Below are 24,933 nucleotides of genomic sequence, written 5' to 3' on the forward strand. Positions count from 1 at the left end.
AGCGAGGATTTTTCCGCGGCGGGCTATTTGGCCACTTCCCACTTCTCGACTTCGTTGTAGACCGGGTGGTTGAAGATCACGAGCGGCTGCTCCTTGAAGTGGTGCGCCAGGCCGACGATGCGGTTGTTGAAAGCCAGCGGCCGCACCTCGTTCCACAGCCAGGCCTTGGGCAACTCCTTGTTGAGGATGCGCGAGGCTTCCTGGTAACTCTCGGCGCGCACGGCGCGGTCGGCCGATTCCAGCCCCTTGTTGAAGAGTTCGTCGACCTTGGGATTGCAGTAGCCCATGCTGAGAGGCTTTGCGCCGCAGACGACGACCGGCGAGCCGAGCGAGGGATCGAGCCCCATGCCGTTGGCGAAGAAGCCCATCTGGAAGCTGCCGTCGGCATAGGTCTGGTTGATCGCCGCCGGATCGAGCAGGCGCGGCTGGATGTCGACGCCGACAGCGGCCAGATAGCTCTGGATGGCGGTGACGGTGTCGACGTTCATCTGGTCGGAATAGTAGTAGATGAAATCGACCGGCTGGCTGCCGTCCCAGCCCGCCTCGGATAGCAATTGTTTGGCCTTGTCGGGATTGTAGTCGTAGGGCTCGAGGTCCTTGGCGCGCGCCCAGTCCTGCGGGAACAGCGTGTTCGACAGTTCGCCGGCGCCCTGCTTGACCGTCTCGATGATGGCCTTGCGATCGATGGCGTAGAGCATCGCCTGGCGCACCCGCACGTCGGCGAAGCGCTTGTTCTCCAGGTTGAACTGCAGGTAGGTCGGCAGGCCGGCGGAGAATTTCGGCAGCACCGTCAGGTAGTCGAGTTTCTGCAGGCGGGCGAGCTCGGAGATGGGCACGCCGCCGCCCTCAAAGGACATGGCGTCGACCTCCTGCGTCTCGAGTGCCGCGATGATCGGCGGTACGTCCTTGTAGATCTGGTAGATGATGCGGTCGAGCTTGGGCGCGCCGAGGAAATAATCGGGATTGCGGTCGACCTCGACATACTGGTCGCTCTCGTATTTCTTCCAGATGAACGGGCCGGTGCCGACGCGGTTGACCCAGAAGGCGTTGCCCTTGATGTCGCCTGGCGCGACCTTGCCCAGGAGGTGTTCGGGGAAGATGCTGATGGCGATAAGCTGCAACTGCACCCAGAGCGGCTTGGCGCTGTCGAGCTCGACCTGGACGGTCATGTCGTCAAGCGCCTTGACCCCGGCAAGCGAGGAGGCCGAGCCATCTTGGAACGCCTTGTATCCGGCCACCGCCGAGAGCTTCTGCGACCACGGCGAGTTGACCTTCGGATTGGCATAGAGGTTGAGGCTGAACACCACGTCCTTGGCGGTGAAGGGCGTGCCGTCATGCCATTTGACGCCATGGCGCAGGCTGAAGACATAGGTCTTGCCGCCGTCGGGCGTCTTCCAGCTTTCGGCCAGCATCGGCTGCACGCCGTCGCCCGTCCATTTGATGTGGACCAGTCCCTGCAGCACGGTCTCGTCGAGCCTATGGCCGCACGTGGTGTGCAGTGTGCCCATCTCGATGCAGCCGGTGCGCATGGCCGAGCGGAACGTGCCGCCATCCGCGGCCTTGGCGAGGCCCGCGGCAAACACCAGCGCCAGCGCCGGCACAACCCTCATCAACAGTCGTCTCATGGAATTCTCCTCCCGTTGCTTTCCGCCGGCCGAAATCGAGACGATGCCCTGCTCCAGGCCGATTTCCGCGCCAAGCCCTCGCCTGTCGTGCCGACCGCCGCGCCATCAACCAGCGGCGGCCTCCTCCAACCCGTCGGTTCCCGCAAGTCCTCGCTTGTCCTCGCTTGCGGCGACTGGTCTAATAGCTTAAAAGGTAGACCATGCACAATATGCCGGTTCGAAAAAAATTGTCCGACGAAGTCCGCCTCCGCCTGGAGGAGATGATCCGCGACGAGGTCTATCCGGTCGGCGCCTCGCTGCCGTCCGAGCGCGACCTGATGTCGATGTTCGATGTCGGCCGCCCCTCGGTGCGCGAAGCGCTGTTTGCGCTGGAGAAGATGGGGCTGGTGCGCATCAACAGCGGTGAGCGGCCGAAAGTGACACGGCCGACGCCACGCAACATGCTGGAGCAGCTGACGGGGACAGCACATCTGTTGATGGACCAGCCCGACGGCATCGGCCATTTCGAGCAGCTGCGGCTGTTTTTAGAAGTCTCGATCGCGCGCCATGCCGCCGAGGTGGCGACGCGCGAGCAGGTCGAGGCCCTTGCCGCGGCGCTGGCGGAAAACGAGCGTGCCATTCCCCGTGCCCGCGCCTTCGCCGTCACCGATGTCGCGTTTCACCGCGTGCTGACCGCAATTCCCGGCAACCCGATTTTCCTCGCCGCGCATGAAGCGCTGGTGGAGTGGCTGATCAACCAGCGCATCCACATGGCCAACACCGAGGTCGAGAACCGCAGGAGTTTCGCCGGCCATAAAAGCGTGTTCGCAGCCATCGAGCGGCATGATCCGGAAGCAGCCGGCCAGGCGATGCGCGAGCATCTGGAAAACGCCCGCCGCAAGTTCAATTCAGGCCTGACCAAACCCGACTAGAGCGGTTTGCGTTTTGTCTGAATCAGGATTCCCAAGATTGAGCAAATCAGATTCGATGTTCTGACCGTTGGAGGTCGGGACAGATGGCCAAGCCTTATTCGATGGATTTGCGGGAACGGGCACTGGCTCGCCTTGAAGAAGGCGAGACGAGCCGAGAGGTGGCTGCGGCGCTGAAGGTGGCAGTTTCGAGCGTGATCAAGTGGGCGGCGCGCAAGCGTCGGCTGGGCAGTGCGGCACCCGGCAAGATGGGCGGTCATCGACCCTATCTGATTGACGGGGAGCATCGTGCTTTCGTCCTGAGCGAGGTCGAGCGGGATGCCAACATAACGCTTCATGAATTGACGGCCGCACTGGCTGACCGGGGTCTCATCATCCACCCCGCCAGCGTCGGTCGCTTCTTGCATCGCGAGGGCAAGAGCTTCAAAAAAAACCGTTCTGCCGGCTGAGCAGCTCAAGCCGAAGCTGATGCGTCGGCGGGCGCAATGGATGCGCTATCAGACCCGCATTGACCCAACGCGCCTGGTCTTCCTGGATGAAACGTGGGTCAAGACCAACATGGCGCCGTTGCGTGGCTGGGGTGTGCGCGGCAAGCGGCTGATGGCTCACGCGCCATATGGTCATTGGAAGACGATGACCTTCATCGCCGCGCTGCGGCATGATCGGGTAGAGGCGCCTTGGGTCATTGACGGACCCATCAATGCGCAGGCCTTCCGTGTCTATGTCGAAACCGAACTCATCAAGACACTGAAGCCGGGCGACATTGTCATTCTCGACAATCTCGGGTCTCACAAGGGCCAAGCCGTCCGCGACATCGTCAGGGCCGCCGGAGCGCGGCTCTTCTTCCTGCCGCCCTACAGTCCAGATCTCAATCCAATCGAGAAGCTCTTCGCCAAGCTCAAGCACTGCATGCGACGTGCCGCCAAACGAAGCATCCAGGCCGTACACAACGCTATCGCCCGCACCCTCGACGACGTCACCCCAAATGAATGCAACAACTACATCGAAAGCGCAGGCTATAAGTCAACCTAAATGCGAACCGCTCTAGACGTGTCCGTCCAGGCATGGCTGGTCGACAACGGCGGCGTGAGAACACCTCAATGCGTGAAATACTCGCAGCCGGGTGGAAATCCCGATAACACCCGGTACTATCTCCAGAAAATATCGAAATCGGGAGGCTGCCGGTGCAGACCAAGAAGATCATCAATGACGGCAACCGCGCCGTCGACGAAATGCTGGAAGGCATCCTGGCCGCGCATCCCCGCCATCTCAAAAGCGTGGACGGCAGTCCACGCTCGATCATCGCCCGCGACGGACCCCGAACTGGCAAGGTGGGTCTCGTCATCGGCGGCGGCTCGGGTCACGAGCCGAGCTTCCTCGGTTTCGTCGGCAAGGGGCTGGCCGATGCGGCGGCCATCGGCAACGTCTTCGCCTCGCCGCCGCCAGACCCGATCCTCGAATGCGCCAAGGCGGTCAGCGGCGGCACCGGCGTTCTGTTCATGTACGGCAACTATGCCGGCGACGTGATGAATTTCGACATGGCGGCCGAGATGGCTGATATGGACGACATCGAGGTGCGCACGGTGCTGAGCACCGACGACGTCGCTTCGGCACCGCGCGACCAGCGGCACAAAAGGCGCGGCGTCGCCGGCAATTTCTTCATCTTCAAGGCGGCCGGTGCCGCCTGCGACCAGATGCTGTCCCTAAGCGAATGCGAGCGCATCGCCAGGAAGGCCAACGACCACACCTTCACCATGGGCGTCGCGCTGTCGCCCTGTTCGCTGCCACAGACCCGCCGGCCGAATTTCGAGATCGGGCCGGACGAGATGGAGATCGGCATGGGCATCCATGGCGAGCCCGGCATCGCGCGCGGAAAGCTGAAACCAGCCGACCAGATCACCGACGAGATGCTGAACAGGATCCTCGACGAGATGGCGCCGGCGCGCGGCGACAAGGTCGCCGTGCTCGTCAATTCGCTCGGCTCGACGCCGCTGATGGAGCTCTACATCATGAACCGGCGCGTGAAGCAGAGGCTTGACGACATCGGTGTATCCATTCACGCGACCTGGGTCGGCAATTACTGCACCTCGCTCGAAATGGCCGGAGCCTCGATCACTTTGCATCGGCTGGACGGCGAGTTGCAGACGATGCTGGACCACCCTTGCGACTGCGCCATGTTTCGCGCCGGGTAGACCTGCTGAGCGGTGAGGACAAAGACATGACGACAATCGACACTGCCCGCCTTGCCGGCATGTTCGCTGCGATCGCGGACGCGATGTCAGCCGACAGGGATCGGCTATGCGCGCTCGATGGGGTGATCGGCGATGCCGACCACGGGATCGCAATGGAGCTCGGTTTTTCCGCGTCACGCGATGCGGTAGCGGCGCTGGATACCGGGTCCGCCGATCCGACCACCTTGCTGAACACGGCGGCAAAATCGTTCCTGAATGCCGTCGGCGCCTCCTCGGGTCCGCTCTATGCCACTGCGTTCATGCGCGGCGCGGCAGCCGTCAAGGGCAAGACGACGCTTGACGACACCGACGCCGTCGCCCTGTTCCAGGCCATGGCAAAGGGCATTCAGGATCGCGGCAAGGCCGAGCCGGGCGAAAAGACGATGATCGATGCATGGGCGCCGGCAGCGCAGGCGGCAGGCGAAGCGCTGGCCTCCGGCAAGGGTCTGGCGGGCAGTCTTGAGGCGGCCGCGCAGGCGGCAAAGGCAGGCGCGGAAGCGACCAAGGCGATGATCGCCACCAAGGGCCGGGCCTCCCGCCTCGGCGAACGCTCGCTTGGCCATATGGATCCGGGTGCTGCGTCCGCCGTAACCGTGATCGAGGCGATGCGGGTCGCCTTGACCGGCTAATCAGCAGCGGACCCGCCCACGTCTTTCAGCGCTTGTCATCGCTTGCCGTCGAGCTTGTCGATGGCCTGCACGTTCGCGGCGGAGGGACCATTCGGATCGAACTCCGAGCCCAGCCACGCGTCGGCGATCGATTTCGCCAGTTCGGGACCGATGACACGGGCGCCCATGGTAATGATCTGGGCGTTGTTGGACTTGGCGGCGCGCTCTGCGGAATATGTATCGTGGGTCAATGCGGCGCGAATGCCCGGGACTTTGTTGGCGGATATGCTGACGCCAATGCCGGTACCGCAAAACAGGATGGCCCGGTCGTAATTGCCGTCCAGAATTTCGTGGCCGACCTTGGCGGCGATATCGGCGTAGTATCCGGCCTGGCTCAGATCAACGACCTGCAGTTCCGGCTTCGTAGCGAGATGCTTGGCGATGACATCGAGCAGCGGCTTGCCGGCGCTGTCGGCTCCGAGTGCGATCTTCATGATAGTGAACTCCTTTCGTGCCGTAACGGTCAGCGCGCGATGGCGGCCGACGCCTTTTTCAGGATGTCGATATAACCTTCCGCCTGCCAGGCGGAACGACCGATGAACAAGCCATCGATATGTCGCTGGCCGATCAGTTCGGCCGCGTTACCGGGATTGACGCTGCCGCCGTAGAGCACCGGCGGCGCGCTCGGCAACCGGCTTGCAGCGACCTGCTTGATCAGCGCCTGCTGCTTGTCGGCATAGTCGGCGCTTGCCGGGATGCCGTTCTCGCCGATCGCCCAGACAGGCTCGTAGGCAAAGAGGATTTCCGCCGACAATTCATCGCCCTCGAGCCTTTGCAGCGCACCCAGAACCTGGGCGGTCAAAACGTCATCGGCGCGGCCGTCTTCACGCTCGGCCAGCGTCTCTCCAACGCAGATCAGCGGCACGAAACCGTGCCTGACCGCGGCGGCCGTCTTCAATCCGACGGTCGCATCCGTTTCGCCGAAATGCTCACGGCGCTCGCTATGGCCGAGTTCGATCAGGTCGAGCCCGCAATCCTTCAGCATCACCGGCGAGACCTCGCCCGTCCAGGCGCCGGCATCCGCCCAATGCATGTTCTGGGCGCCGACTTTCACACGGGTCTTGGCCAGCGCCGCCTTGACCTCGCGCACGGCGGTGAACGGCGGAATAACGAAAGGTTGTATCGCCTGATCGAAACCAGGCACGAACGCCGCCAGTGCATCGGCAAACAGCAGTGCCTCCGCCAGCGTCTTGTTCATCTTCCAGCTCGTGCCGACCCAATATGGGGCCATTCTTTTTCTCCTTCGATCCGAGATTCGGACGGCGCTCGATTCATGCAGCTGGCGGCTTGAGGCTGTCGCGGCCACTGTCGACGTAAGGCGCCCAGAAATCCACGGACTCGCGGATCATCTCGATAACCTGACGATCGACCGGTTCCCTTTCCCTGAACGAAAGCTCAAGGCAGATTTCGTTGTCGGTTCCGCCACCCTCATGAACCGCATCCAGCAGCTTTTGCGGAATTATGCGGCCATCCTTGTTGTAGGCAGCCGTGAACGGCCAATGCCCGCCCTTGTTCATCGAAGACTGCTTGATGTGAATGATCGGCGATTGCAGTGGAAACGCTTTGGCCCAGGCATAGGGATCGGTGTCGGCGGGGTTGGGCGAGGTGACGTCGCCATGGTCGATATCCACCATCATCTGCATCGGGATCGGCAGCTTCGCCGCATCGATGGCGCTCTGCAGGGCAACGCAGCTTTCGATCGTATGGCCAAACTCGCGGCCCACCGACATCGGCTCCCAGAACAGGTATGTCAGACCCGCCGCCCTGGCGTGCTCGGCCACCTCGCGCCAGCATTCAAGCGCGATGTCGAGAAGTGCCGCCCGCCGGTGCGGATCGTCATAATCCTTGTAGGTGAATATGGCGAACTGCGTGCCCATGCTTGGTGCACCAAGTTCGGCGGAAATGTCGGCGAACGTCTTGAACCAGTCGACATAGTGGCGCCGGACATCCGCGTCCGGATGGCCGAAATGGTTGAGCCGGCCATAAGGTCCGGTCATGCCGGAGGTGATCCTGACACCGGTCCGCGAAAGCGCCCTGTTGAACAGGCGCAGGAATTTGGCAATCGTCGCCGCCGGCCAGCCCGGATTGACGAATTCGTGCGTCAGCTGCACGTCGCGGATACCGATGCCATAGGCAATCGCGTCGATCAGGTCGTCTGGGTCGGCGAAGCGGTTGACCAGTGGATTGGTGTTGAGGGAGAGCGTGAAGGCCATCAGTCCGCCACCGCCATGATGTCACCGAACCAGTCCTCGAATGTCTTGCGCTCGGCCGCATCGATATGCAGGCCATGTTTGGTGCGACGTTCCAGGATATCGACTGGTGTGCCGGCCCATTCGGTCTCGACCAGGAACTTTGCCTCCCGCTCATAAAAATCGGGCCCGAAGCAGCGGCCGAGATCCGCCTCGCTTTGTGCGCCGGCGAGCAATTGTCTGGCACGGGTTCCATAGCTTCGAGCGTAGTGCTTCACCAGCGACCGGCCGAGCCATGGAAACTCGGAATGCAAGTCGCTCAGGAACTGTTCGAAGTCTGCGTTCGGCAGGTCGCCCCCCGGCAAGGGGGCAGTCGCCGTCCATGCCTTCCTCATCGCCGGGAAGAACGGCTGGATTTTTTCCAGCGCATGTTCGGACAGCTTGCGAAAGGTGGTGATCTTGCCGCCGAACACCGAGAGCAGCGGTGCGTTGCCGCCTGGGGCATCGAGTTCGAAAATATAGTCGCGCGTCACGGCACTTGGATTGTCGGCGTTGTCGTCATAGAGCGGACGCACGCCGGAGAAACTGTAGACCACGTCTTTCGGTGTCAGCTGTCGCTTGAAATAGCGATTGACCACCTTGATCAGATAATCGACTTCGCTTGCCTCGGCGGCCACTTCCTCGGGCCTGCCGTCGTAGGGAATGTCGGTCGTGCCGATCAGCGCCAGATCGTTCTCGTAGGGATTGACGAAGATCACCCGCTTGTCGCTGTTCTGGATGAGGTAGGCCTGCCGTCCCTCCCAGAATTTGGGCACGACGATATGGCTGCCCTTTACAAGCCGAACGTTGCGGGTGGAATTCTGCCCGGCGACGCGGCTGACAATGTCGTTGACCCACGGCCCTGCCGCGTTGACCAGCGCCCGCGCGCGGACTTTCGTCACCGCGCCCGTGCGGCCATCCTGCATGTCGATCGCCCACAGGCCGTCTTCGCGGCGCGCCGCGACACAAGCCGTGCGCGTCAGCACCCTGGCGCCACGCTGGCTGGCGTCCAGTGCGTTGAGCAGCACCAAGCGCGCATCGTCGACCCAGCAGTCGGAATATTCGAAACCGCGCTTGAATTCGTCCTTGATCGGCGCCCCTTCCGGCGCTGTTCTGAGATCAAGCGTCCTGGTTCCCGGCAACCGCTTGCGGCCGCCAAGGTGGTCGTAGAGAAACAGCCCGAGCCGGACCAGCCATGCCGGCCTGTCCTCGGGGCTGTGCGGAAGAACGAAGCGCATCGGCCAGATGATGTGCGGCGCCGCCTCGAGCAGCACCTCGCGCTCGATGAGCGCTTCGCGAACCAGCCGGAATTCATAATATTCCAGATAGCGCAGGCCACCATGCACCAGTTTGCCGGAGCGCGAGCTGGTGCCTTGCGCGAGATCATCCTTTTCGCACAAGATGACGGACAGCCCGCGGCCTGCCGCATCACGCGTGATGCCGGCACCATTGACGCCGCCGCCAATCACGAAGAGATCAACTGTATCACTCAAGACCTTACTCCTGTGCACCCGAGATGCGGGTGAGCGGCCGCCGCGCCATGGCTTTCCACACCGGCCGAAGCGCCTGGTGCGCCGCAACGAAGGAAGGGAAGAGCGCATCGTAGGTTTGCGAAAGCGCCTCGTCATAGGCATCGCAGTCGCCGAGAAGTGGCGTCACCCACTCGGCGGCGCAGTCTTCCATGGAGCCATAGACGCCGAGGCCGACCGCAGCCATCATCGCGGCACCTGCAGCACCTGCTTCCTTGCGGCTGCTTGTCCGTACCTGTGAGCGGGTCGCCGCGGCGATGATGCGACGCAGAGACGGGCTGCGCGCGGCACCGCCCGACAGGCGGATTTCGCCCGGCACGGCGCCCATCGCCTGGTAGCAATCACGGGCTGCGAAGGCCAATCCCTCAAGGACGGCGCGTGCCAGATCGCCAAAGCCGTGCTTGACCGAAAGGCCGATGAAGCCCGCGCGTGCGTTGGGATCGACGAATGGTCCGCGTTCGCCGGCCAGCGAAATATAGGGCTGGTAGACCAGCGATCCCGGCTCCGATCCCTCCACCCAAACGTCGAGCGCTCCGAGCAAATCATCGCGCGAGAGCTCGGCGCCACCGGCGGTGAGCACGTCGCGCGCCAGGCCAAGCAGCCAGTCTATGTTGAGCGTCGCCGCCATGTTGGACTGCAATTGTGCAAAGGCACCCGGGACAGGCATGGCGATCGTATAGCCGGACCCATCGCCGTTAAGCACGACATCGCCTGACGTGCGGGCGAAGCGCGTGTGTATGCCGGTCGAGCCGATGACCGTACAGCCGACATTGCCTGAGGGATCATAGAGGCCGGCTCCGAGCGCCGTCATGACCATATCCACGTAGCCCAGGACAACCGGCGTACCTTCGAGCAGGCCAGTCTCTGCCGCTGCCGATCGCGACAGCGGATGATGGACGGTGGTGCCTTCGAGCATGGGCGGCAACAGGCGGCGATGCGTCGTCAGATCCAGAATGTCGAAGACTTCGTCGGAATAGCTGCGCGAGCGAAAATCGCCGAAGGTGAAGGTTCCTTCGGACGGATCGGTGGCGCGTTCGCCCGTCATCTTGAAGTAGAGCCAATCCTTGCAATGCAGTGCGGTCGCCGCCCGCTGCAGCATGTCCGGATTGTTCCTTTTCATAAAGGCAAGCTGGGCGCCCTGCTGGCAGGAATTGAGCCCCGTGCCGGTCAGCTCAAACCGCGTGCGATCCCGTGGATCGGCGCGCATCTCGTCGACCAGATGCCCGGCGCGGGCGTCGAGCCACAGCCACGCGCGCGAGACGGGCAAGCCGTCGCCATCGATCAGCCAGGTGCCGTCGCCCTGCCCGGTGATAGCAACCGCCGCGGTTCGTTGCGCGAGATCGGGGACTTTGGTCGCCAGATCGCGAACCGTCCGTGCCATGTCGCGCCAGGTTTGATCGAGGTCCTGCTCGGCGCCGCCGCCTTCCAGCGTGACGAAGCTGTTGGTCACCGACGTCATGGCGAGCTGCCGCCCGGACAGATCGAAAGCGACCGATTTGATCACCGACGTTCCCGCGTCGATCCCGATCAGCAGATCTTTCATGCCGCAAATTCCGGTTGGTTACGAAGGCGGTACACAAGGACAGTCTTTGTTGTCTCGAGCCGTAGAGGAGGCAGGGAGTGTCCGCAAGGACACCCCCTGTGCAGGTTTCATTCCGACAGCACGAAGGGTGCGGTGTACTTGTCGACATTGTCCTTGGTGATGAGAAGGCAGTCGAACAGCTGCTTCTCGGTCGCCGCGCCGGTGGCGCCCGACTTGATGAACGAGTCCGCCTGCTGCACGGCCTTGGCCGAGAAGATCGCCACCGGCTGCAGCACGGTGTACTGCAATTCGCCGGACTTGATCGCCGCGACCGCGTCCGGAGAGCCGTCGAAGCCGCCGACCTTGATGCCGGCAAGCTTGCCGGCTTCCTTCAGCGCCGCAACCGCGCCGAGCGCCATTTCATCATTGCCGCTGATCACGGCGATGATGTCGGGGTTGGCCTGCAGCATGCTCTGCATCTTGTCGTGGCCCTTGGTACGATCCCAGTCGGCGACTTGCGAGGCGGCCTTTTCGAGGTCCGGATACTGGCTGAGCACGGTCGCGTAACCGTTCGAGCGCGTGGCGGCGTTGTTGTCCGACGGGGCGCCGAGCAGTTCGACATATTTGCCTTTTTCACCGACTGCCTGCACCCACTGCTGGGCGCCCAGGGCGGCACCCTGGGCATTGTTGGAAACGAGCTGTCCCTTGGCGAGACCTTCCTGGTTGATCTCGGCATTGACGAGGAAGACCGGGATGTTGGCGGCAATCGCCTTCTTCACCGCGCCGACAGAGCCGTCGGCGTTGGCCGGGTCGAGGATGATCGCCACCGACTTGTTGGTGATGGCGGTGTCGATCAGGTTGCTTTCCGTGTTGGTGTCGCCCTTGTGGGCGGCGACGTTGGCCGTATAGCCGAGCTTCTCGGCCTCGGCCTTGGCGACGTTGCCCTCGGTCAGCCAGTAGGGGTTGGCCGGATCGTTGACGATGATCGAGATCAGGCCCGCGGCCGACGCGGCGGCCGTGAACCCGACCACCATCGCGGCGGCAAGCAGACTTTTCAGCATGATTTTCATGTACATTCCTCCAGTGATTTACGCGGTGTTGCTGCCAGTTACCTGGCAGACTTCCCTTGGGCAGGATTGGCCGGCTCGGCCTTCCCCCGTTGCTGAGAAGTCGGTTGGCCGCCCGTCGAAGCTGGGAGCTTGCTACGGCGGCGATACTGAACGGCATTGAGAAGCACGGCGAGCACGATGACCGCGCCGGTGAACACTGTCTGCCAGTAGGACGAGATGCCGATGATCACCAGACCGTCGGAGAGGAAGCCGATCACGAAGGCGCCGAGCAGGGTTCCGCGGATGTTGCCGCGCCCACCGGTCAGCGCCGCGCCGCCGATGACGACGGCCGCGATGGCCGTCAATTCGTAGGTGGTGCCTGCGGTCGGCCCCGCCGACGTCAGCTGCGACGACAGGATCAGGCCGGCGATGGCGGCACAGATGCCTGACAGCACATAGACGGAAACCTGCACCGTCTTGACCGGAACGCCGGACAGTTCGGCCGCACGCTCATTGCCGCCTGATGCATAAAGCCAGCGCCCGAAAGCGGTGCGGTTCAAGACGATGCTGCCGATCAGCGCGATGACCGCCAGAACCACCACGCCGGTCGGCACGCCGAACAGGCGGTTGAAGCCGAGCGCGTCGAAGCCGGTGTTTCCGAGCTCCGGTTTGCCGCCGAGGTTGTTGTAGGTCAGACCGCTGGTCATCAGCAGCGCCAGACCGCGCGCCATGTACATGACGCCAAGCGTGGCGACGAAGGCCGGGACCTTGAAGCGCGCGATGAGCACGCCGTTGATCAACCCGACACCGGCGCCCAGCATGCATGCAATCACCGCGACCACCCAGACCGGCGGGTAGAGAACGACGCCCAGCCAGGTCAGCGTCACGCCTTGCATGAGGAATCCGGCGACCACGCCGGCCAAGCCCAGGGTCGACCCCACCGACAGGTCGATGCCGCCATTGAGGATGACGAGCAGCATGCCGACCGCGAGAATCCCGAAGATGGCGACATGCGAGGCCATGGTCAGGAAATTCGCCACCGAGAGGTAGTAGGGCGACAGGATCGAAAAGACGACGATGATGACGATCAGGGCAAAAAAAGCCCGGCCCTCGAGCAGCAGCTTGGCGAGATCGAAGCCTTCGCCGTGCGCGATTGGACTGGACTGTTTTCTGGCGTGGCTGACGTCGGTCATTATCGGGGCTCCGAAATTCCTGGTGATCAGGCGACCACGGCTTCGCCTGAGGCGGCCATGATCTGCTCTTTGGTGGCGTTGGCGCCGAACTCGGCTGAAATCCTGCCCCGGCGCATGACGACGATCCGGTGTGCGATGCTGAGGCACTCGTTGACCTCCGAGGTCGAGAAGACGACCGCCAGACCCTGCGCAGCGCGTTCGCTGAGCAGGCGGAAGACCTCGGCCTTGGCGCCGACATCGATGCCGCGGCTCGGCTCGTCGAGAAGGATGACTTTTGGGTTGGTCGTCAGCATCTTGCCGATGACGACCTTCTGCTGATTGCCGCCGGACAGCGATCCGATCATGGCGTTGCCACCCGAGGTCTTGACGGTCACCTTTCGGATCGAGTCTTCGACCAACTCTCGCTCCCTGGAGCGCGACAGAAACAGCCCTTTTGCAAACGCCTCGATGCTGGCAAGCGAAAGATTGCGGCCGACGGTCATCGTCTGCACCAAGCCGTCGCGCTGGCGGTCCTCGGGGACGAGCACAAGACCTTTGGCGATGCGCTGGGCAATGCTCAGTCTCGAGACGTCCTCGCCTTCCAGGAGCGCGCGGCCGCCCGCCATCGGCACTCGTCCGGCCACAGCTTCGAGCAATTCCGTACGCCCGGCGCCCATCAGCCCGTAGATGCAGACGATCTCGCCCGCCCTGACGTCCAACGACAGGCGATCGACGACGGAATACCCTGAGCCCGAGGCGTCTATGACGCTGACATCCTCGATCGACAGGGCAACCTCGCCGAACTGATGACCGGTCGGCGGCGAGCCGAGGTCGAAGTTCTCGCCCACCATGTTGCGGACGATCCACTCGAGATCGATGTCCTTGGCTTCGGCCGTTGCCGTTATCGCGCCGTCGCGCAGGACAACGGCGTAGTCGGTGATCTGCAGCGCCTCTTCGAGATGATGCGAAATGTAGACGATGGAAACGCCGCGGCTGGTCAGGTCGCGGATCACCCTGAACAGTACCTCCACCTCGGTTGCGCTGAGCGCCGAGGTCGGTTCGTCCATGATGAGGATACGCGAGTCGACCGACAGCGCCCGCGCGATCTCGACGATCTGCTGCTGGCCGAGGCGCAAATCCTCGACCAGGGTCATCGGGTCGATGTCCTCTTCGAGATCGGCCATCAGCGCGCGCGCCTGGCGCGATTCTTCGGCGAAGTCGAGGCCGGTCCTGGTGCGCAGTTCGCGGCCCATGAAGATGTTGTCGCGAACGCTGAGATTCGGCGCCAGGCTGAGTTCCTGGTGGATGATCGAGATGCCGCGATCGCGCGCGTCCGAGGACGAGGAAAAACTGACGAGATTGCCGTCGAGCACGATGTCGCCGGATGTCGGCGTGACCACGCCGGACAGGATCTTCATCAGCGTCGACTTGCCGGCGCCATTCTCTCCAAAAAGCGTGGTGACCTTGCCGCGATGGATGTCGAAATTGACGCCCTTGAGCGCATGAACGCCGCCATACGACATGACGATGTTGCGCGCCGAAAGCACGGCGTCGCCAGTCACGGGCGCGGTGTCGGCAGCCGGTTTCATTGCAGCTCCAGCCTCACCGGAGTGACCAGCCAGCTCTTCGGATTGACCAGCTTGAACGCACCGACCACCGATATGGCCTTGCCGGCCAGGGCGCTCGTATCGACCTTTGCCAGAACTTCCTTCTTCATCTCGTTGTTCAGCGCCGAGCCGGCGTCCTGGTATTCGATCTGATTGGTGAACTGACCGAATGTGATCTTGCCGGTGGCATCGCGCAGCTCGGTGCCGTTGATCGCCGGCCCCGTCTGCACGCGGACCTGCAACGTGTCCGGCACGCCCTCGACGGCGACCTTGTAGATGCCCGATTTTCCCTCGCCGACGACGCCGCTGAACTTGACCGAAATGACTGGTCCGACGCCCGCGGGCACGCCGTATTCCTTCTCGGCCGTTGCCCTGTCCTTGGCGATCGCCGTCGCCACCGTCACCGCGTCGGCGGCGCGGGCCTCGACATCGGCCTGCACCTTGGGAAATTCCGACTTGCCATAGTCGGCCGCGGAGAAGACGGCGCTGCGAACGTCGCCCGCGGATCCGATCCTGACGACCTTGGTGTCGAGCGCCATGGCGCCGAGCAGAACCAGGACCGCTGCGCCAGCGATGGCCCGGCGCAGGCCGGGCGAGGTCTGCCGCGTCGATGTGGTGGTGGCCCTGGCGCTCATGAGGCAACCGCCAGCAAAGCCGACTTGCCGTTGTCACGCATTTGACGATCCTCCGTTCACATGGCGCTTCGCCGCGCCTGACGCTCCATTGGATTGGCTCTGTTCGACAAGGGCACGCGCGGTGCGTTCATCGGTGATCAGGCCGCTCAGGTAACGGCTTTCGAGCACCGCTTTGATCGCCCGCACTTTCACCTTGCCGCCGGCGACGGCGACGATCCTGCGGCCTTTCAATTGGTCCCGCGGGAGCGCCAGGATTCTTTCCGACAGTGCCGTTTCCACCGGGCGCCCGTTGTCGTCAAAGAAGTGGGCGAGCAGCTCGCCGACGCCGCCATCGCGTTTGACCTCATCGATTTCGGAGTGTTCGATCATGCCGGTAGCGACCAGCGAGGCTTCCCGCTCGGCGGTACCAATGCCGACGAACATCAGGTCGGACCGGCTTGCGAGTTCGAAGACATCGCTGATGCCGCGCTGGCCAAGCAGCACCTCTCGGTCCTCGGCGGTGTTGGCGACAAAAGGCACCGGCATCACATAAGCCTGCGCGCCGGTCCGCTCGGCCAAGCGATGCATGACGTCGTGCGGGTTTGCGGCAAATTTGCGCGTCACGCCGCCAAGCAGCGAGACGAACCGGATATGGGCGGCGGCGGTGCGCGTCAGATATTCGACGCTTGCCGCAAGGGTGCGGCCATGGCCGACGCCGATCAGCATGTCTTCGCCACGATCGATCTCGCGCTTCAGAAACTGCGCGCCGGCAATACCCAGTCCCCTGAGCGGCAGGTCTTCCTGATCCAGATCCGGAACCACTTCGCAATAGTCGAGCCCGTATGCAGCGGTCAGGCGCTGCTCCAACTCTACACACTCGGCGACGTCGCCGTCGATAAAGACCCTGACCAGACCCTCCTGGTTGGCCTTGGTGATGAGCCGGTGCGCCTTGAGGCTGGTCAAGCCAAGCCGCTTGGCCACCTGGGCCTGCGTGAGACCCCCGGCATAGTGAAGCCAGGCCGCGCGCGTGGCGAGGCTGGACTCGTGGTCGCGGTTAGCGGTTCCGCCGGATTTCAAGCCATCTCCTCCCCGAGATGATATTATTATCTTTGTGTGCAAAAATTTTCATACCTTTGCATTGCTGTCAACCCTCCGAGGATTGGCCCGAAGCCTCGACGGGAATTCACAGGCCTTCGCCCTCCGATACGCCGCCCTGCCGGCGCACCGGCAATCAACATCGGCTATTAGGAGGTCGGCATATTAGTTGATCATAGAGTGATGTTAAATTAACGTCAATCAGTGTTATCTAATGCCACCGATAATGGGATTGCAACGGTCAACGCCGCCGAATTTTCCACTAAGTATCTGTTTTTGATTTGATATATCTAACGGGATAAAAATCCCAATCCGGCTGTGAGGTGGTACGTCTGCGTATGCGACGCAGCCATGGGCAAACCGATCGGATTGCCCCAAGAAAGGGTATCGGCACTGTCGGTGGCGCGATCAGTCCAGCCGCATCAGGTTCCTGCCTTCGAGCTCGACGACAGCGGCTTCGACTTCCCGTGCAATGCGCTTGGCGCTCCAGCCCAGCGCGCGCCCGGTGATCACGGCAATCTCCTGCAGGTCGCGGCTCGTCAGGGAACCGCCTATCGCCAGGGTGCTGCGTCGCATGATGACATCAGCCAGATGTTCGACGAACTCGTTGCGGACGATGTAGTCGATCTCCGATCTGCTGTAGCCGTCGGTATCCGGCAGATGGCCCTCGCCATCCAGCCCATGCCTGGCAATCTCCAAGGCCCTGGTCCCGTAGCGCGACAGCAATTGGTCGAGACGTCGTTCCTCGATGCCTGTTTCCTGCCGCGCCCGCGCCAGCCAGTCCGTACGCGCCGCCGCATTGGCTGGGAAATCCTTGCCCCCGCCGATCGGCATGGATTGTGTCGTTACCTTGCGGCTGCGCCGCAGACGGTCGAGTGTCGCGTTGGCGACTTCCTCGGCGAAGCCGCGAAATGTCGTCCACTTGCCGCCGACCAGCGAAATGACCGCGAAAGGCCTGTCCCGGTCCGACTCGGCGACCGGGGCCGAATGGTCGCGGCTGATCAGCCCGGGCAGCGATGCATCCGACGCCGGCAACGGCCTGATGCCGCTATAGGCATAGACGATCCGGGCGCGTTCGAACGTCATGCCCGGCAACAGTGTCCGCACACTCTCGAGCAGATACTCGACTTCATCCGGTTCGCAGCGGACCGCATCCGGGTTGTCGGCCTTGATGTCGGTCGAGCCGACCAGCGCCAGGCCGAGATAGTCGTAGACAAGGCAGATGCGGCCATCATCGGCTTCGAAATAGAGCATGCGCCCGGCCAGGCTTTTTACCAGTTCGTCATGCTTCAGCAGGATGTGCGAGCCCTTGGTGCCGCCGATCATCTTCGACGGCGCGCCAAGCAAGGCGTTGACATCGTCGATCCAAGGACCGGCGGCATTGACCACCAGTTTCGGCCGCACCGAGAATGCGACGCCGTTTTCCGGCTGAAAGGTCAGCACGCCATTGGCTGAAGTCACCAGCGCCGTGTAGTTCGTGGAGGCCGAGGCCGCATTGGATTGCAACCCATCGAGGATCAACTCGAGCACCAGCCTTTCAGGGTGGCTTATCTTGGCATCGTAATAGGTGCCGGTGGCGACGATCGAAGGGTTGAGCGCCGGCATCTCACTGAGCGCCTGCCGCCGCCCGACCATGCGATGGCGCGGCATGACCTGGTTTCGCGAGCCGTAGAAGTCGTAGATCATCAGGCCGATCTTGATCAGGATGGCGCCGCGGCTGCGCGGTGCGCTGGTCGAGCCGAACAGCGTCCGCAGCGCCGCCAGCATGCCCTTGCTCCAGGAAAAGATCGGGATGACGGTCGGCAGCGGGCTGACATAGTGCGGCGCGTTTTGCAAAAGCAGGTTGCGTTCGAGCGTCGACTGCGCCACCAGCCCGAACTCGCCAGTTTCGAGGTATTTCAGGCCGCCATGGATGAGCCGCGACGGCGCGGCGCTGGTGCCCGAGCCGAAATCCGCCTTGTCGACGATCAGGCAGCTGACGCCTTGCGCGCACAGGTCGCGAAACAACCCCGCTCCGTTGATGCCGGCGCCAAGAATGACGACGTCGACCTCGCCGGTCCCGGCCATGGCGGCCAAACGTCCGGCGGGATTTTCCGCGCCTGCTGCGTCGGCTGGGCTCATTGTGCCGTCGTCTTGACGATGCGCAGCTTCACGCCGGCCCGTTCGAGGCTTTGCGCCTGTGCATCGCCCAGGCCCTCGGTCGTCAGCACGGCATCGAAACTGGTCAGATCGTCGAAAACATGCAGTGCGATCCGGTCGAACTTCGCGTGGTCGACCAAGAGGATGCGTTTCACCGATGCGGCCATCATCGCCTGCTTGACCCGCACGACATTCGGATCCTGGATGAAGGCCGTGGTTCCAGTGATGGCTGAAGCCGAACAGATCAAGACATTGGCGCGCAGCTGCGCCACTGCGTTCTCGCAAACGATGCCGATATAGGCATTGTAGGTGCCGTGGTACTTGCCGCCGAGGCAGATGAAGTCGATGTCGTCGACATTGGTCAGCAGCGAAGCCGTCGCCACGGAGTTGGTGATGACGGTCAGCGGCTTGACGTCGAGCAGCAGCGTGGCAACGGCGTTTGCCGTCGATGAATCGTCCAGCATGACCACCTGTCCGGCTTCGACATAGTCCAGTGCCGCCCGCGCCAGCGTATCCTTCTCGGCTCTGTTGACCGTCACCCGGTAGCGAAAGGCGCTTTCGTAGAGACCGGAAGGCTGAACGGTCACCGCACCGTGCAGCTTGCGCAGCACGCCCTGCTGCGCCAGCCGGTCGATGTGCCGGTGAATGGTCATGCGCGATACGCCGAAATGCTCGACCAGATCGTCGATGCGCACCTGGCCGAGTTTGATCACATAGTCGGCGATCTCTTCGCGTCGTTCGTCGGCCTTGATCATGCGGTCCCCCTGGTGTCTGGCCGTGCCAGCCTTTCGATCTCCGGCCATAGCGACTTCAGCTGCTCGGCGATGCGGCAATAGAGGGAAAACCGCTCGCTGAACACGGCACTGGAGGCAGGCACGGGCTGATACTTGCGCGCCGTCATGCCAACCTGCCTGGCGCCCTGTTGCGGCGTCGCGAAGATGCCGACCGCGGCGCCGGCGCAAAGGGCGGCACCCAAGGCGGCGGCCTCGTCGGTCGAAGTGACGGTGACCGGGGCGTTCAGCACATCGGCAAACATCTGGACGAAGGCCGGATTGCGCGAACCGCCGCCGGTCAGGCGGATCTCGCGGACGGCGAAGCCCTCGCGCAAGGCTTCGACATGGGTGCGGTGATTGAAGACAATGCCTTCCAGAACCGCCTTCAGCATGTCGCCGCGATTGTGCCAGCCATGCAGGCCGACAAAACTGCCGCTGGCAACGTCGCCATGAGGAGAGCCGAACAGATAGGGATGAAACAGGATGGTCGAGGGCTTCTTCAGCGCGGCGTCGATCTCTGCTGCCAGCAGTTCGTGGATGGAGCCGCCATCCGCGTTTGTCCTGTCCTGTTCCGAACGGCAGAACGTGTCGAGAAACCAGTCGTAGTTTGCGGTCGAGGCCGGCGAGATCGCCATGTTGTTCCAGCGGCCCGCGTCGATGGCGTTGCGACAGAACCAACGCTGATCGACGCGCGGCTGCGAAGAGACGACTTCGTTGATGGAATAGGTGCCGGCGACGATGCTGAGCACGCCCTCCTCATGGCCACCCATGCCAAGCGCCGAGGCGGTCACGTCATGCAGGCCGCAGGCGACGGGTGTTCCCTGGCGAAGGCCGGTCATTTCGGCGGCATCGGCAGCGACGTGACCGACGATGTCGGCCGAATGCGCCGCCAGCGGCAGGGCGTCGAAAAGGTCGCCCAATCCGAAGACCTGCATCGCTTCCGGCGCGTAGGCCTGCGTGCGGAAATCCGTGAACGACGTGCTGGCCTCCGTCCGGTCGGTACCGATCGTGCCGGTCAGGCAAAAGCGAAGCCAGTCCTTGCAGGCCAGCACGTGGCCGATGCGACCATAGCGATCCGGATCGTTCTGCTTGAGCCATGCCAGCAGCGCCGAAGGCGCCGAGACATGCGGCGCCTGGCCGGTGCGCGCAAGCGCTTCGTCGAAGACCATATCCGCCGACCATCTTTCGATGATCTCGCCGGCGCGGCTGTCGAGCGACAGGATCCCGGGTCCTAGCGGCCGACGATCCTTGTCGAGCAGATAGAGACCGTCGCCATGCGCGGTCGCCGCCACTGCCTTGATATCGTCAGCCGTCCGGCCACAGAGCGCGATCGCCTCCTTGATCGCATCGGCGGTCGCTTGCCAGAGGCCTGCCATGTCGCGCTCCACCCAGCGCGCATGGGGCATCGACTGCGGCACCCGCCGACGCGCCACCGCCAACTGCGTGCCATCGGCGTCGAAGATCACCGCCTTGGTGACCGTGAGACCGTTATCGATTCCGAGCAAACTGGGCATGATCACCGCCTCTTTCGGCAACTGGCGATGCGCACTGCACGACAATCCTGCAGGCTGGGGCAAGGGCGACAGATATAGCGACAATCAACGGGCAACGGCGATACAAAGCGGCGGGTACCTTGCGGATCGAACGAACCATATCTCGATGTTAATTTAACGTCAATATGTGAGACAACGCTACGCACATCGTTAAAATCAAGCCCTAGTCAAAGCTAAAAATTTTCAAACTCTCTGATTTGGTTGAATTTTTCTGCAACCAAAATATCCCATCCGAATCGTTCATTCCATCGGCGAACGCCGTGGATGAGCTCAATTCGCCCGACAGTCTGAACGCATGAACGTTGCTGCCCCGACCGGATTCAAACAAGACCAGATGGCCGCGTCTCCAGGATGTGTCGCCCGTACGGCTTTACGAGCCGCCGATTCGCACGTCTTTCACTCCTCCCTGAAGGCCCGCTGGATCTGATCAGCCAGGGGCTTTACGAGGTAGGATAGCATTGTACGGCTGCTGGTCGAAAAGAACACTTCGACCGGCATTCCAGGTGCCAGGGTCAGCCCTTTCAGCCTGGTGAGTTCGGTGCGCGGCAGGACGACATGCACGGTATAGAAACCCGCACCGCTTCGCTCATCGATGCTGAGGTCCGCAGAAATCTTGCTGATCAAGCTGCTCGACATTCGCAAACCAGGTGATCACGATGCCTGGTTTCATGAAATGCGAAAACGCTTCTTCGCCGAGCAAGACGGTGTCGTCACAATATCGGTTATCTCGCCACGGGTGTTCGAGGCAGCGGCTCTGCGTACTTTGCTGGTCATGTACGAGGGAAGTTATTCTGGAATACTTACCCCGTGGCGGCACTATGTGCCCTTGAAGAAAGATCATTCCAACCTGGGGGCCGTAGCCGACTTCATTCGCGATGACGTGAAATGCGCCGAAATGATATCATGTTGCTATGCAGAGATTGCCTGCAACCAGGAGTATTCGTCGGCAGCTTTTTTGGGGCAGTTTGACAATCTTGTCGAATCCCGGATGGGTGAATACTCAAAGTCGAAATCGCACTCCGTATCGCGTGAATCGATCAAACGAACCGCTCCATTCTACCTCGTGGAAAACCCTCACGGTTTTTCCATAATCAGGCGGAAGTGGTATTTTCGATTGGCGAAGAGATTTCTTCCATCGCTGGATGATGCGAAAATCAGAGCCGGCGTGAAGCGAGCACTGATGCGTTTCAGATCGATTGGACGCTAGAAGCATCTCTCCGACATTTCTCCCGTGGCGAGAGATACGGCTGGACGGAACGGCAGTCACAAAGCGACGCAACGTTGCGACAGGCTTGCCGCGCTGTCCGAGATGGCCGCCGGCTGTCAAATCCATGCAATGAGTTTGCAGCTGAGCCGCAAATCGTCTGGCGTCTCCACGCGGAAGCATCCGCCGGAACCCAGTGTAGCAGCCAGTTGCTACCATCGGAACAAATCTTCGTGCTACCTGATGTGAGTGGCGAACCACACAGCGACGGTGTAGGGTCGGCTACGAAAGAAGAACTGGGCCCAACTCTAGGCTCGGTCGGGCGAATCTGGGAGGATTCATGGTAGAGATCATCTCCAAGCGGGATGGCCCGCGGCGCGAGGATGTTCAGGTCAAACAGCTGATCGAGCAGAACCGCTCGACCATCGTCCGCCTTGCCGACCAGATCAGCGGCGGCGGCTACTCGGCCTCCAGGCAGCCACGCCAGCAACCCAAGGCGGAAGGCCTGATCATCCATGTCGGCGGCAGCGCGGCAACCGCGACTGAGGCGAGCCCGTCCATCCGCGTCACCGTGAACGGCCGTGTGATCTCCAAGGATCAGAACACCGGCCGCCAGCTTCATCATATCGGCGATGTCCGCAACCGGAATGGGGAACAGATCTTCGTCCTGGCAACGAAGCAGAACGGCTTTTTCTCGCCCGTCGACGAAGTCATCGCCGGGGCGCTTGCCGAGCTGGACGGATCCCGGCTGACCGCGACCTATACCGAAGAGCAGCTTGCTACCGACATCGGTGCGAAGCTCGGCATCGATTGACGACCGGCATTCGGGCGTCGCTAGGTGCGCGTCCAATCCGTGACAGCATACAGAAATGGCATACCTCAAAAGGTACTGTGATGACTGAATGAGACACGCGAGCGGCCCCAATTCGATGAAGACCGGTACTCTTCCGACGCGTGCGTCGATGGCCACCGGACAGTTGGTTCTAGACAAGATCGACTATGACGAGCGCGCCACCATGCGTGCCTGGGAGAGTTTTCTTTCCGACGAGCCGACAAGCGCACGCGATCCGGTCCACGTCCGCTCCCTGATCCACGATTCCTGGTATCGCAGCGCCACCGGCGGCATCAATGCCCAGGGCATAGAAGCACCGCTGAGCAGCGATCGTGACGAGATCGAATACCTGACCCGCGCCAATGCCGAGCTGCTTTCGGCGGCGCGGCGATCGTTTGCGTCGCTTGGCCAGTTGCTGGAAGGGACGGGAGCGATGCTGGTGCTCGCCGACAGCGATGGCGTGCTGATCGATGCCATCGGCGACAAGAAGACCTTGCATGACGGCATGGACATTCATCTGGGCATCGGCGGCAAATGGAACGAGGACGCCGTCGGAACCAACGGCATCGGCACTGCACTGTGGACCGGCGAACCGATTTTCGTCCACGCGGCCGAACATTTCTGTGCCGGCATCAAATCCTGGACCTGTGCCGGCGCGCCGATCCGCGACCCCTTGGATGGCAAGATCATCGGCGTTGTCGACCTGTCAGGCTATTCGCCGATCTTCCGGCCGCACAACACGGCGCTCGTCGCCGCCACCGCCAGGCAGATCGAAAAGGCGCTCGCCGAACAGCAGCAGGAGCAGCGCACGCGCCTGCTCGAAGCCTTCATTTCCTCGGCACCGAGCTACCGCCGGAAGGACGGCTTGGTGATCGTCGATCATCGTGGCCGCGCGATCTTCTGCAACAACGTGCCCAATGGCGACACGACGGAGATGACGGACGGCCCGATGGAACCGGGCCGCGGTCGTTGGCTCATGAACCTGCCGGCCTCCGGCTCCGACACCGATCTCGCCAACGCGCTGCCGGCGCATCTGCGATCCTGCCATGTCACGCCGCTGAAGCTCGATGGCGATCTTCGTGGCGCGGCGCTGGTGTTTCCTTCGGTACCCGCCGTCTCCAGCACGACGGTGACAGGCAGGCAGGTGAACAAACACCTGCAGACAGCCGCGGCGATGATCGTCGGCGAAAGCGAAAAATTACTGGCCGCCGTCGATGTCGCCACCCGGGTGGCCGGGTCGAACGGTGTCACCTCGTTGCTGATAGAAGGCGAAACCGGTGTCGGAAAAGAGCTGTTTGCACGGCTTGTCCATGCCGGCAGCCGGCGCACCGAAAACGACCCGTTCATCGCCGTCAACTGCGGCGCGATCACCAAGGAGTTGTTCGGCAGCGAATTGTTCGGCCACGTCGCCGGCGCCTTTACCGGAGCTTCGCGTGACGGCAAGCCGGGCATCTTCGAACTCGCCAATGGCGGCGTGCTCAGCCTTGACGAAATCGGCGAATTGCCGCTCGAAATCCAGCCCTTCCTGTTGCGTGTCCTGGAAGAGCGCCTGGTCCACCGCATCGGTGACTCCAGGGGTCGGCCGGTGGACGTGCGACTGGTCGCCTCGACCAATCGCGACCTCAAGCAGGAAGTCGCGGCCGGACGTTTCCGCAGCGACCTCTACTACCGCATCGGCGCGGTCTCGATTCATGTCCCGGCCCTGCGCGATCGCGGCGACGACGTGCTGCTGCTGCTTGAGCATTTCAACCGGCGGATTGCGACGCAGACAGGCAATGACCCGCTGGCGTTTTCGAACGACGCGCTTGATGCGGTGCTGGCCTATCGCTGGCCGGGAAACGTGCGCGAACTGAAGAACCTGGTCGAGCGCCTGCATATATTGGCGCGCGGCGGCACGATCGGACTGCAAGACCTTCCCGAGGAAATCAGCGCGGGCAATCGCAACAGCATGGCCATGCATAGCGACCATCCCACGACCATGCTCGAAGCGCCGGTATGCTCCTTCGAGGATGCGGAACGCCAGGCGATCAAGAACGCGCTTGCCGCGGAGAGCGGCAATCTCAGCAAGGTCGCGCTGAGGCTGGGCATTTCGCGGCCGACGCTCTATCGCAAGCTCGGGCAATACGGGATCCGGCGCGGCTTCCTCTAAGGTGTTGATATTCAGGTGATGCGGGCCTGCAGACG

At 62.5% G+C, this 24,933-nt stretch carries 22 protein-coding genes; 7 read left to right on the forward strand and 15 right to left on the reverse strand.

The features are described from left to right. Nucleotides 1-23: 23 nt before the first annotated feature. Nucleotides 24-1,625: an ABC transporter substrate-binding protein gene (locus ACFSQT_RS20330; protein ID WP_379021439.1), complete on the reverse strand. Its 1,602-nt coding sequence runs from the start codon at nt 1,623-1,625 to the stop codon at nt 24-26. A gap of 209 nt (nt 1,626-1,834) precedes the next feature. Here ACFSQT_RS20330 and nanR point away from each other — a divergent pair, with 209 nt between their 5' ends. The 4 genes from nanR to dhaL all read left to right on the forward strand — a co-directional run bounded on the left by nanR (nt 1,835) and on the right by dhaL (nt 5,393). Further along, nucleotides 1,835-2,536 carry a transcriptional regulator NanR gene (gene nanR / locus ACFSQT_RS20335; protein WP_379021929.1) on the forward strand — a complete coding sequence of 234 codons (702 nt, stop codon included), beginning with the start codon at nt 1,835-1,837 and terminating at the stop codon, nt 2,534-2,536. 83 nt (nt 2,537-2,619) lie between these two features. Further along, a protein-coding gene (locus ACFSQT_RS20340; protein ID WP_379016644.1) for an IS630 family transposase occupies nt 2,620-3,565 on the forward strand; the annotation gives its coding sequence in 2 pieces (ribosomal slippage) (nt 2,620-2,958 and nt 2,960-3,565; 945 coding nt in all). 152 nt (nt 3,566-3,717) lie between these two features. Next, nucleotides 3,718-4,725, forward strand: coding sequence for a dihydroxyacetone kinase subunit DhaK (locus ACFSQT_RS20345; RefSeq protein WP_379021441.1), 1,008 nt, complete (start codon nt 3,718-3,720; stop codon nt 4,723-4,725). A 26-nt stretch (nt 4,726-4,751) separates the two neighbouring features. Beyond that, nucleotides 4,752-5,393: a dihydroxyacetone kinase subunit DhaL gene (gene dhaL / locus ACFSQT_RS20350; protein WP_379021443.1), complete on the forward strand. Its 642-nt coding sequence runs from the start codon at nt 4,752-4,754 to the stop codon at nt 5,391-5,393. Between the two features lie 35 nt (nt 5,394-5,428). Here the strand turns inward: dhaL and derI are convergent, their stop codons facing one another. The 14 genes from derI to ACFSQT_RS20420 form a co-directional block, all read right to left on the reverse strand. Further along, on the reverse strand, nt 5,429-5,866 hold the full coding sequence (derI, locus tag ACFSQT_RS20355; RefSeq protein ID WP_379021445.1) for a D-erythrulose-4-phosphate isomerase: 438 nt from the start codon (nt 5,864-5,866) through the stop codon (nt 5,429-5,431). A gap of 29 nt (nt 5,867-5,895) precedes the next feature. Beyond that, complete coding sequence (locus ACFSQT_RS20360) at nt 5,896-6,663, reverse strand: triose-phosphate isomerase (RefSeq protein WP_379021447.1); 768 nt, start codon at nt 6,661-6,663, stop codon at nt 5,896-5,898. Nucleotides 6,664-6,703: 40 nt separating this feature from the next. Continuing rightward, nucleotides 6,704-7,645: a sugar phosphate isomerase/epimerase family protein gene (locus ACFSQT_RS20365; protein ID WP_379021449.1), complete on the reverse strand. Its 942-nt coding sequence runs from the start codon at nt 7,643-7,645 to the stop codon at nt 6,704-6,706. Continuing rightward, entirely contained in the window at nt 7,645-9,153 is a 1,509-nt protein-coding gene (locus tag ACFSQT_RS20370; RefSeq protein WP_379021451.1) for a glycerol-3-phosphate dehydrogenase, read from the reverse strand. The genes ACFSQT_RS20365 and ACFSQT_RS20370 overlap by 1 nt, the downstream gene beginning before the upstream one ends. Before the next feature lie 4 nt (nt 9,154-9,157). Further along, on the reverse strand, nt 9,158-10,732 hold the full coding sequence (locus ACFSQT_RS20375) for an FGGY-family carbohydrate kinase (RefSeq protein ID WP_379021453.1): 1,575 nt from the start codon (nt 10,730-10,732) through the stop codon (nt 9,158-9,160). 107 nt (nt 10,733-10,839) lie between these two features. Continuing rightward, nucleotides 10,840-11,781 carry a D-ribose ABC transporter substrate-binding protein gene (locus ACFSQT_RS20380; protein ID WP_379021455.1) on the reverse strand — a complete coding sequence of 314 codons (942 nt, stop codon included), beginning with the start codon at nt 11,779-11,781 and terminating at the stop codon, nt 10,840-10,842. Between the two features lie 38 nt (nt 11,782-11,819). Next, on the reverse strand, nt 11,820-12,953 hold the full coding sequence (locus ACFSQT_RS20385) for an ABC transporter permease (protein ID WP_379021457.1): 1,134 nt from the start codon (nt 12,951-12,953) through the stop codon (nt 11,820-11,822). 26 nt (nt 12,954-12,979) lie between these two features. Continuing rightward, a complete protein-coding gene (locus ACFSQT_RS20390) occupies nt 12,980-14,521 on the reverse strand; it encodes a sugar ABC transporter ATP-binding protein (protein WP_379021459.1) in 1,542 nt (513 codons plus the stop codon). Continuing rightward, nucleotides 14,518-15,174, reverse strand: a complete 657-nt coding sequence (locus ACFSQT_RS20395; RefSeq protein WP_379021461.1) for a DUF2291 family protein — start codon at nt 15,172-15,174, stop codon at nt 14,518-14,520. Before ACFSQT_RS20395 ends, ACFSQT_RS20390 begins: the two co-directional genes overlap by 4 nt. A gap of 33 nt (nt 15,175-15,207) precedes the next feature. Continuing rightward, entirely contained in the window at nt 15,208-16,230 is a 1,023-nt protein-coding gene (locus ACFSQT_RS20400) for a sugar-binding transcriptional regulator (RefSeq protein WP_379021463.1), read from the reverse strand. A 426-nt stretch (nt 16,231-16,656) separates the two neighbouring features. Continuing rightward, a complete protein-coding gene (locus ACFSQT_RS20405; protein WP_379021465.1) occupies nt 16,657-18,369 on the reverse strand; it encodes a glycerol-3-phosphate dehydrogenase/oxidase in 1,713 nt (570 codons plus the stop codon). Continuing rightward, on the reverse strand, nt 18,366-19,142 hold the full coding sequence (locus ACFSQT_RS20410; protein ID WP_379021467.1) for a DeoR/GlpR family DNA-binding transcription regulator: 777 nt from the start codon (nt 19,140-19,142) through the stop codon (nt 18,366-18,368). The genes ACFSQT_RS20405 and ACFSQT_RS20410 overlap by 4 nt, the downstream gene beginning before the upstream one ends. Next, the gene (locus tag ACFSQT_RS20415; protein ID WP_379021469.1) at nt 19,139-20,674 is read right to left on the reverse strand and encodes an FGGY-family carbohydrate kinase; all 1,536 of its coding nucleotides are present in this window, start codon (nt 20,672-20,674) and stop codon (nt 19,139-19,141) included. The genes ACFSQT_RS20410 and ACFSQT_RS20415 overlap by 4 nt, the downstream gene beginning before the upstream one ends. A 435-nt stretch (nt 20,675-21,109) precedes the next feature. Further along, complete coding sequence (locus tag ACFSQT_RS20420; protein ID WP_379021471.1) at nt 21,110-21,337, reverse strand: hypothetical protein; 228 nt, start codon at nt 21,335-21,337, stop codon at nt 21,110-21,112. Between ACFSQT_RS20420 and ACFSQT_RS20425 the strand changes: the two genes are divergently transcribed. From ACFSQT_RS20425 to ACFSQT_RS20435, 3 genes are all read left to right on the forward strand, one after another. After that, entirely contained in the window at nt 21,327-21,920 is a 594-nt protein-coding gene (locus ACFSQT_RS20425; RefSeq protein WP_379021473.1) for a hypothetical protein, read from the forward strand. The two genes, ACFSQT_RS20420 and ACFSQT_RS20425, sit on opposite strands and share 11 nt — an antisense overlap. A 337-nt stretch (nt 21,921-22,257) precedes the next feature. Further along, the gene (locus tag ACFSQT_RS20430) at nt 22,258-22,731 is read left to right on the forward strand and encodes a hypothetical protein (protein ID WP_379021475.1); all 474 of its coding nucleotides are present in this window, start codon (nt 22,258-22,260) and stop codon (nt 22,729-22,731) included. A gap of 88 nt (nt 22,732-22,819) precedes the next feature. Continuing rightward, nucleotides 22,820-24,898 (forward strand): sigma-54-dependent Fis family transcriptional regulator, encoded by a 2,079-nt coding sequence (locus ACFSQT_RS20435; protein ID WP_379021477.1) that lies wholly within the window; start codon nt 22,820-22,822, stop codon nt 24,896-24,898. Nucleotides 24,899-24,933 lie beyond the last annotated feature (35 nt).

The sequence above is a fragment of the Mesorhizobium calcicola genome (assembly GCF_042682105.1).
Classification (GTDB): domain Bacteria; phylum Pseudomonadota; class Alphaproteobacteria; order Rhizobiales; family Rhizobiaceae; genus Mesorhizobium; species Mesorhizobium calcicola.

Coding starts and splice junctions, on each gene's coding strand:
- ACFSQT_RS20330 (WP_379021439.1), bottom strand. CDS start 1,625: ATGAGACGACTGTTGATGAGGGTTGTGCCGGCGCTGGCGCTGGTGTTT.
- nanR (WP_379021929.1), top strand. CDS start 1,835: ATGCCGGTTCGAAAAAAATTGTCCGACGAAGTCCGCCTCCGCCTGGAG.
- dhaL (WP_379021443.1), top strand. CDS start 4,752: ATGACGACAATCGACACTGCCCGCCTTGCCGGCATGTTCGCTGCGATC.
- derI (WP_379021445.1), bottom strand. CDS start 5,866: ATGAAGATCGCACTCGGAGCCGACAGCGCCGGCAAGCCGCTGCTCGAT.
- ACFSQT_RS20360 (WP_379021447.1), bottom strand. CDS start 6,663: ATGGCCCCATATTGGGTCGGCACGAGCTGGAAGATGAACAAGACGCTG.
- ACFSQT_RS20365 (WP_379021449.1), bottom strand. CDS start 7,645: ATGGCCTTCACGCTCTCCCTCAACACCAATCCACTGGTCAACCGCTTC.
- ACFSQT_RS20375 (WP_379021453.1), bottom strand. CDS start 10,732: ATGAAAGATCTGCTGATCGGGATCGACGCGGGAACGTCGGTGATCAAA.
- ACFSQT_RS20380 (WP_379021455.1), bottom strand. CDS start 11,781: ATGAAAATCATGCTGAAAAGTCTGCTTGCCGCCGCGATGGTGGTCGGG.
- ACFSQT_RS20385 (WP_379021457.1), bottom strand. CDS start 12,953: ATGACCGACGTCAGCCACGCCAGAAAACAGTCCAGTCCAATCGCGCAC.
- ACFSQT_RS20390 (WP_379021459.1), bottom strand. CDS start 14,521: ATGAAACCGGCTGCCGACACCGCGCCCGTGACTGGCGACGCCGTGCTT.
- ACFSQT_RS20395 (WP_379021461.1), bottom strand. CDS start 15,174: ATGAGCGCCAGGGCCACCACCACATCGACGCGGCAGACCTCGCCCGGC.
- ACFSQT_RS20405 (WP_379021465.1), bottom strand. CDS start 18,369: ATGAGCCCAGCCGACGCAGCAGGCGCGGAAAATCCCGCCGGACGTTTG.
- ACFSQT_RS20410 (WP_379021467.1), bottom strand. CDS start 19,142: ATGATCAAGGCCGACGAACGACGCGAAGAGATCGCCGACTATGTGATC.
- ACFSQT_RS20415 (WP_379021469.1), bottom strand. CDS start 20,674: ATGCCCAGTTTGCTCGGAATCGATAACGGTCTCACGGTCACCAAGGCG.
- ACFSQT_RS20430 (WP_379021475.1), top strand. CDS start 22,258: ATGGTAGAGATCATCTCCAAGCGGGATGGCCCGCGGCGCGAGGATGTT.
- ACFSQT_RS20435 (WP_379021477.1), top strand. CDS start 22,820: ATGAGACACGCGAGCGGCCCCAATTCGATGAAGACCGGTACTCTTCCG.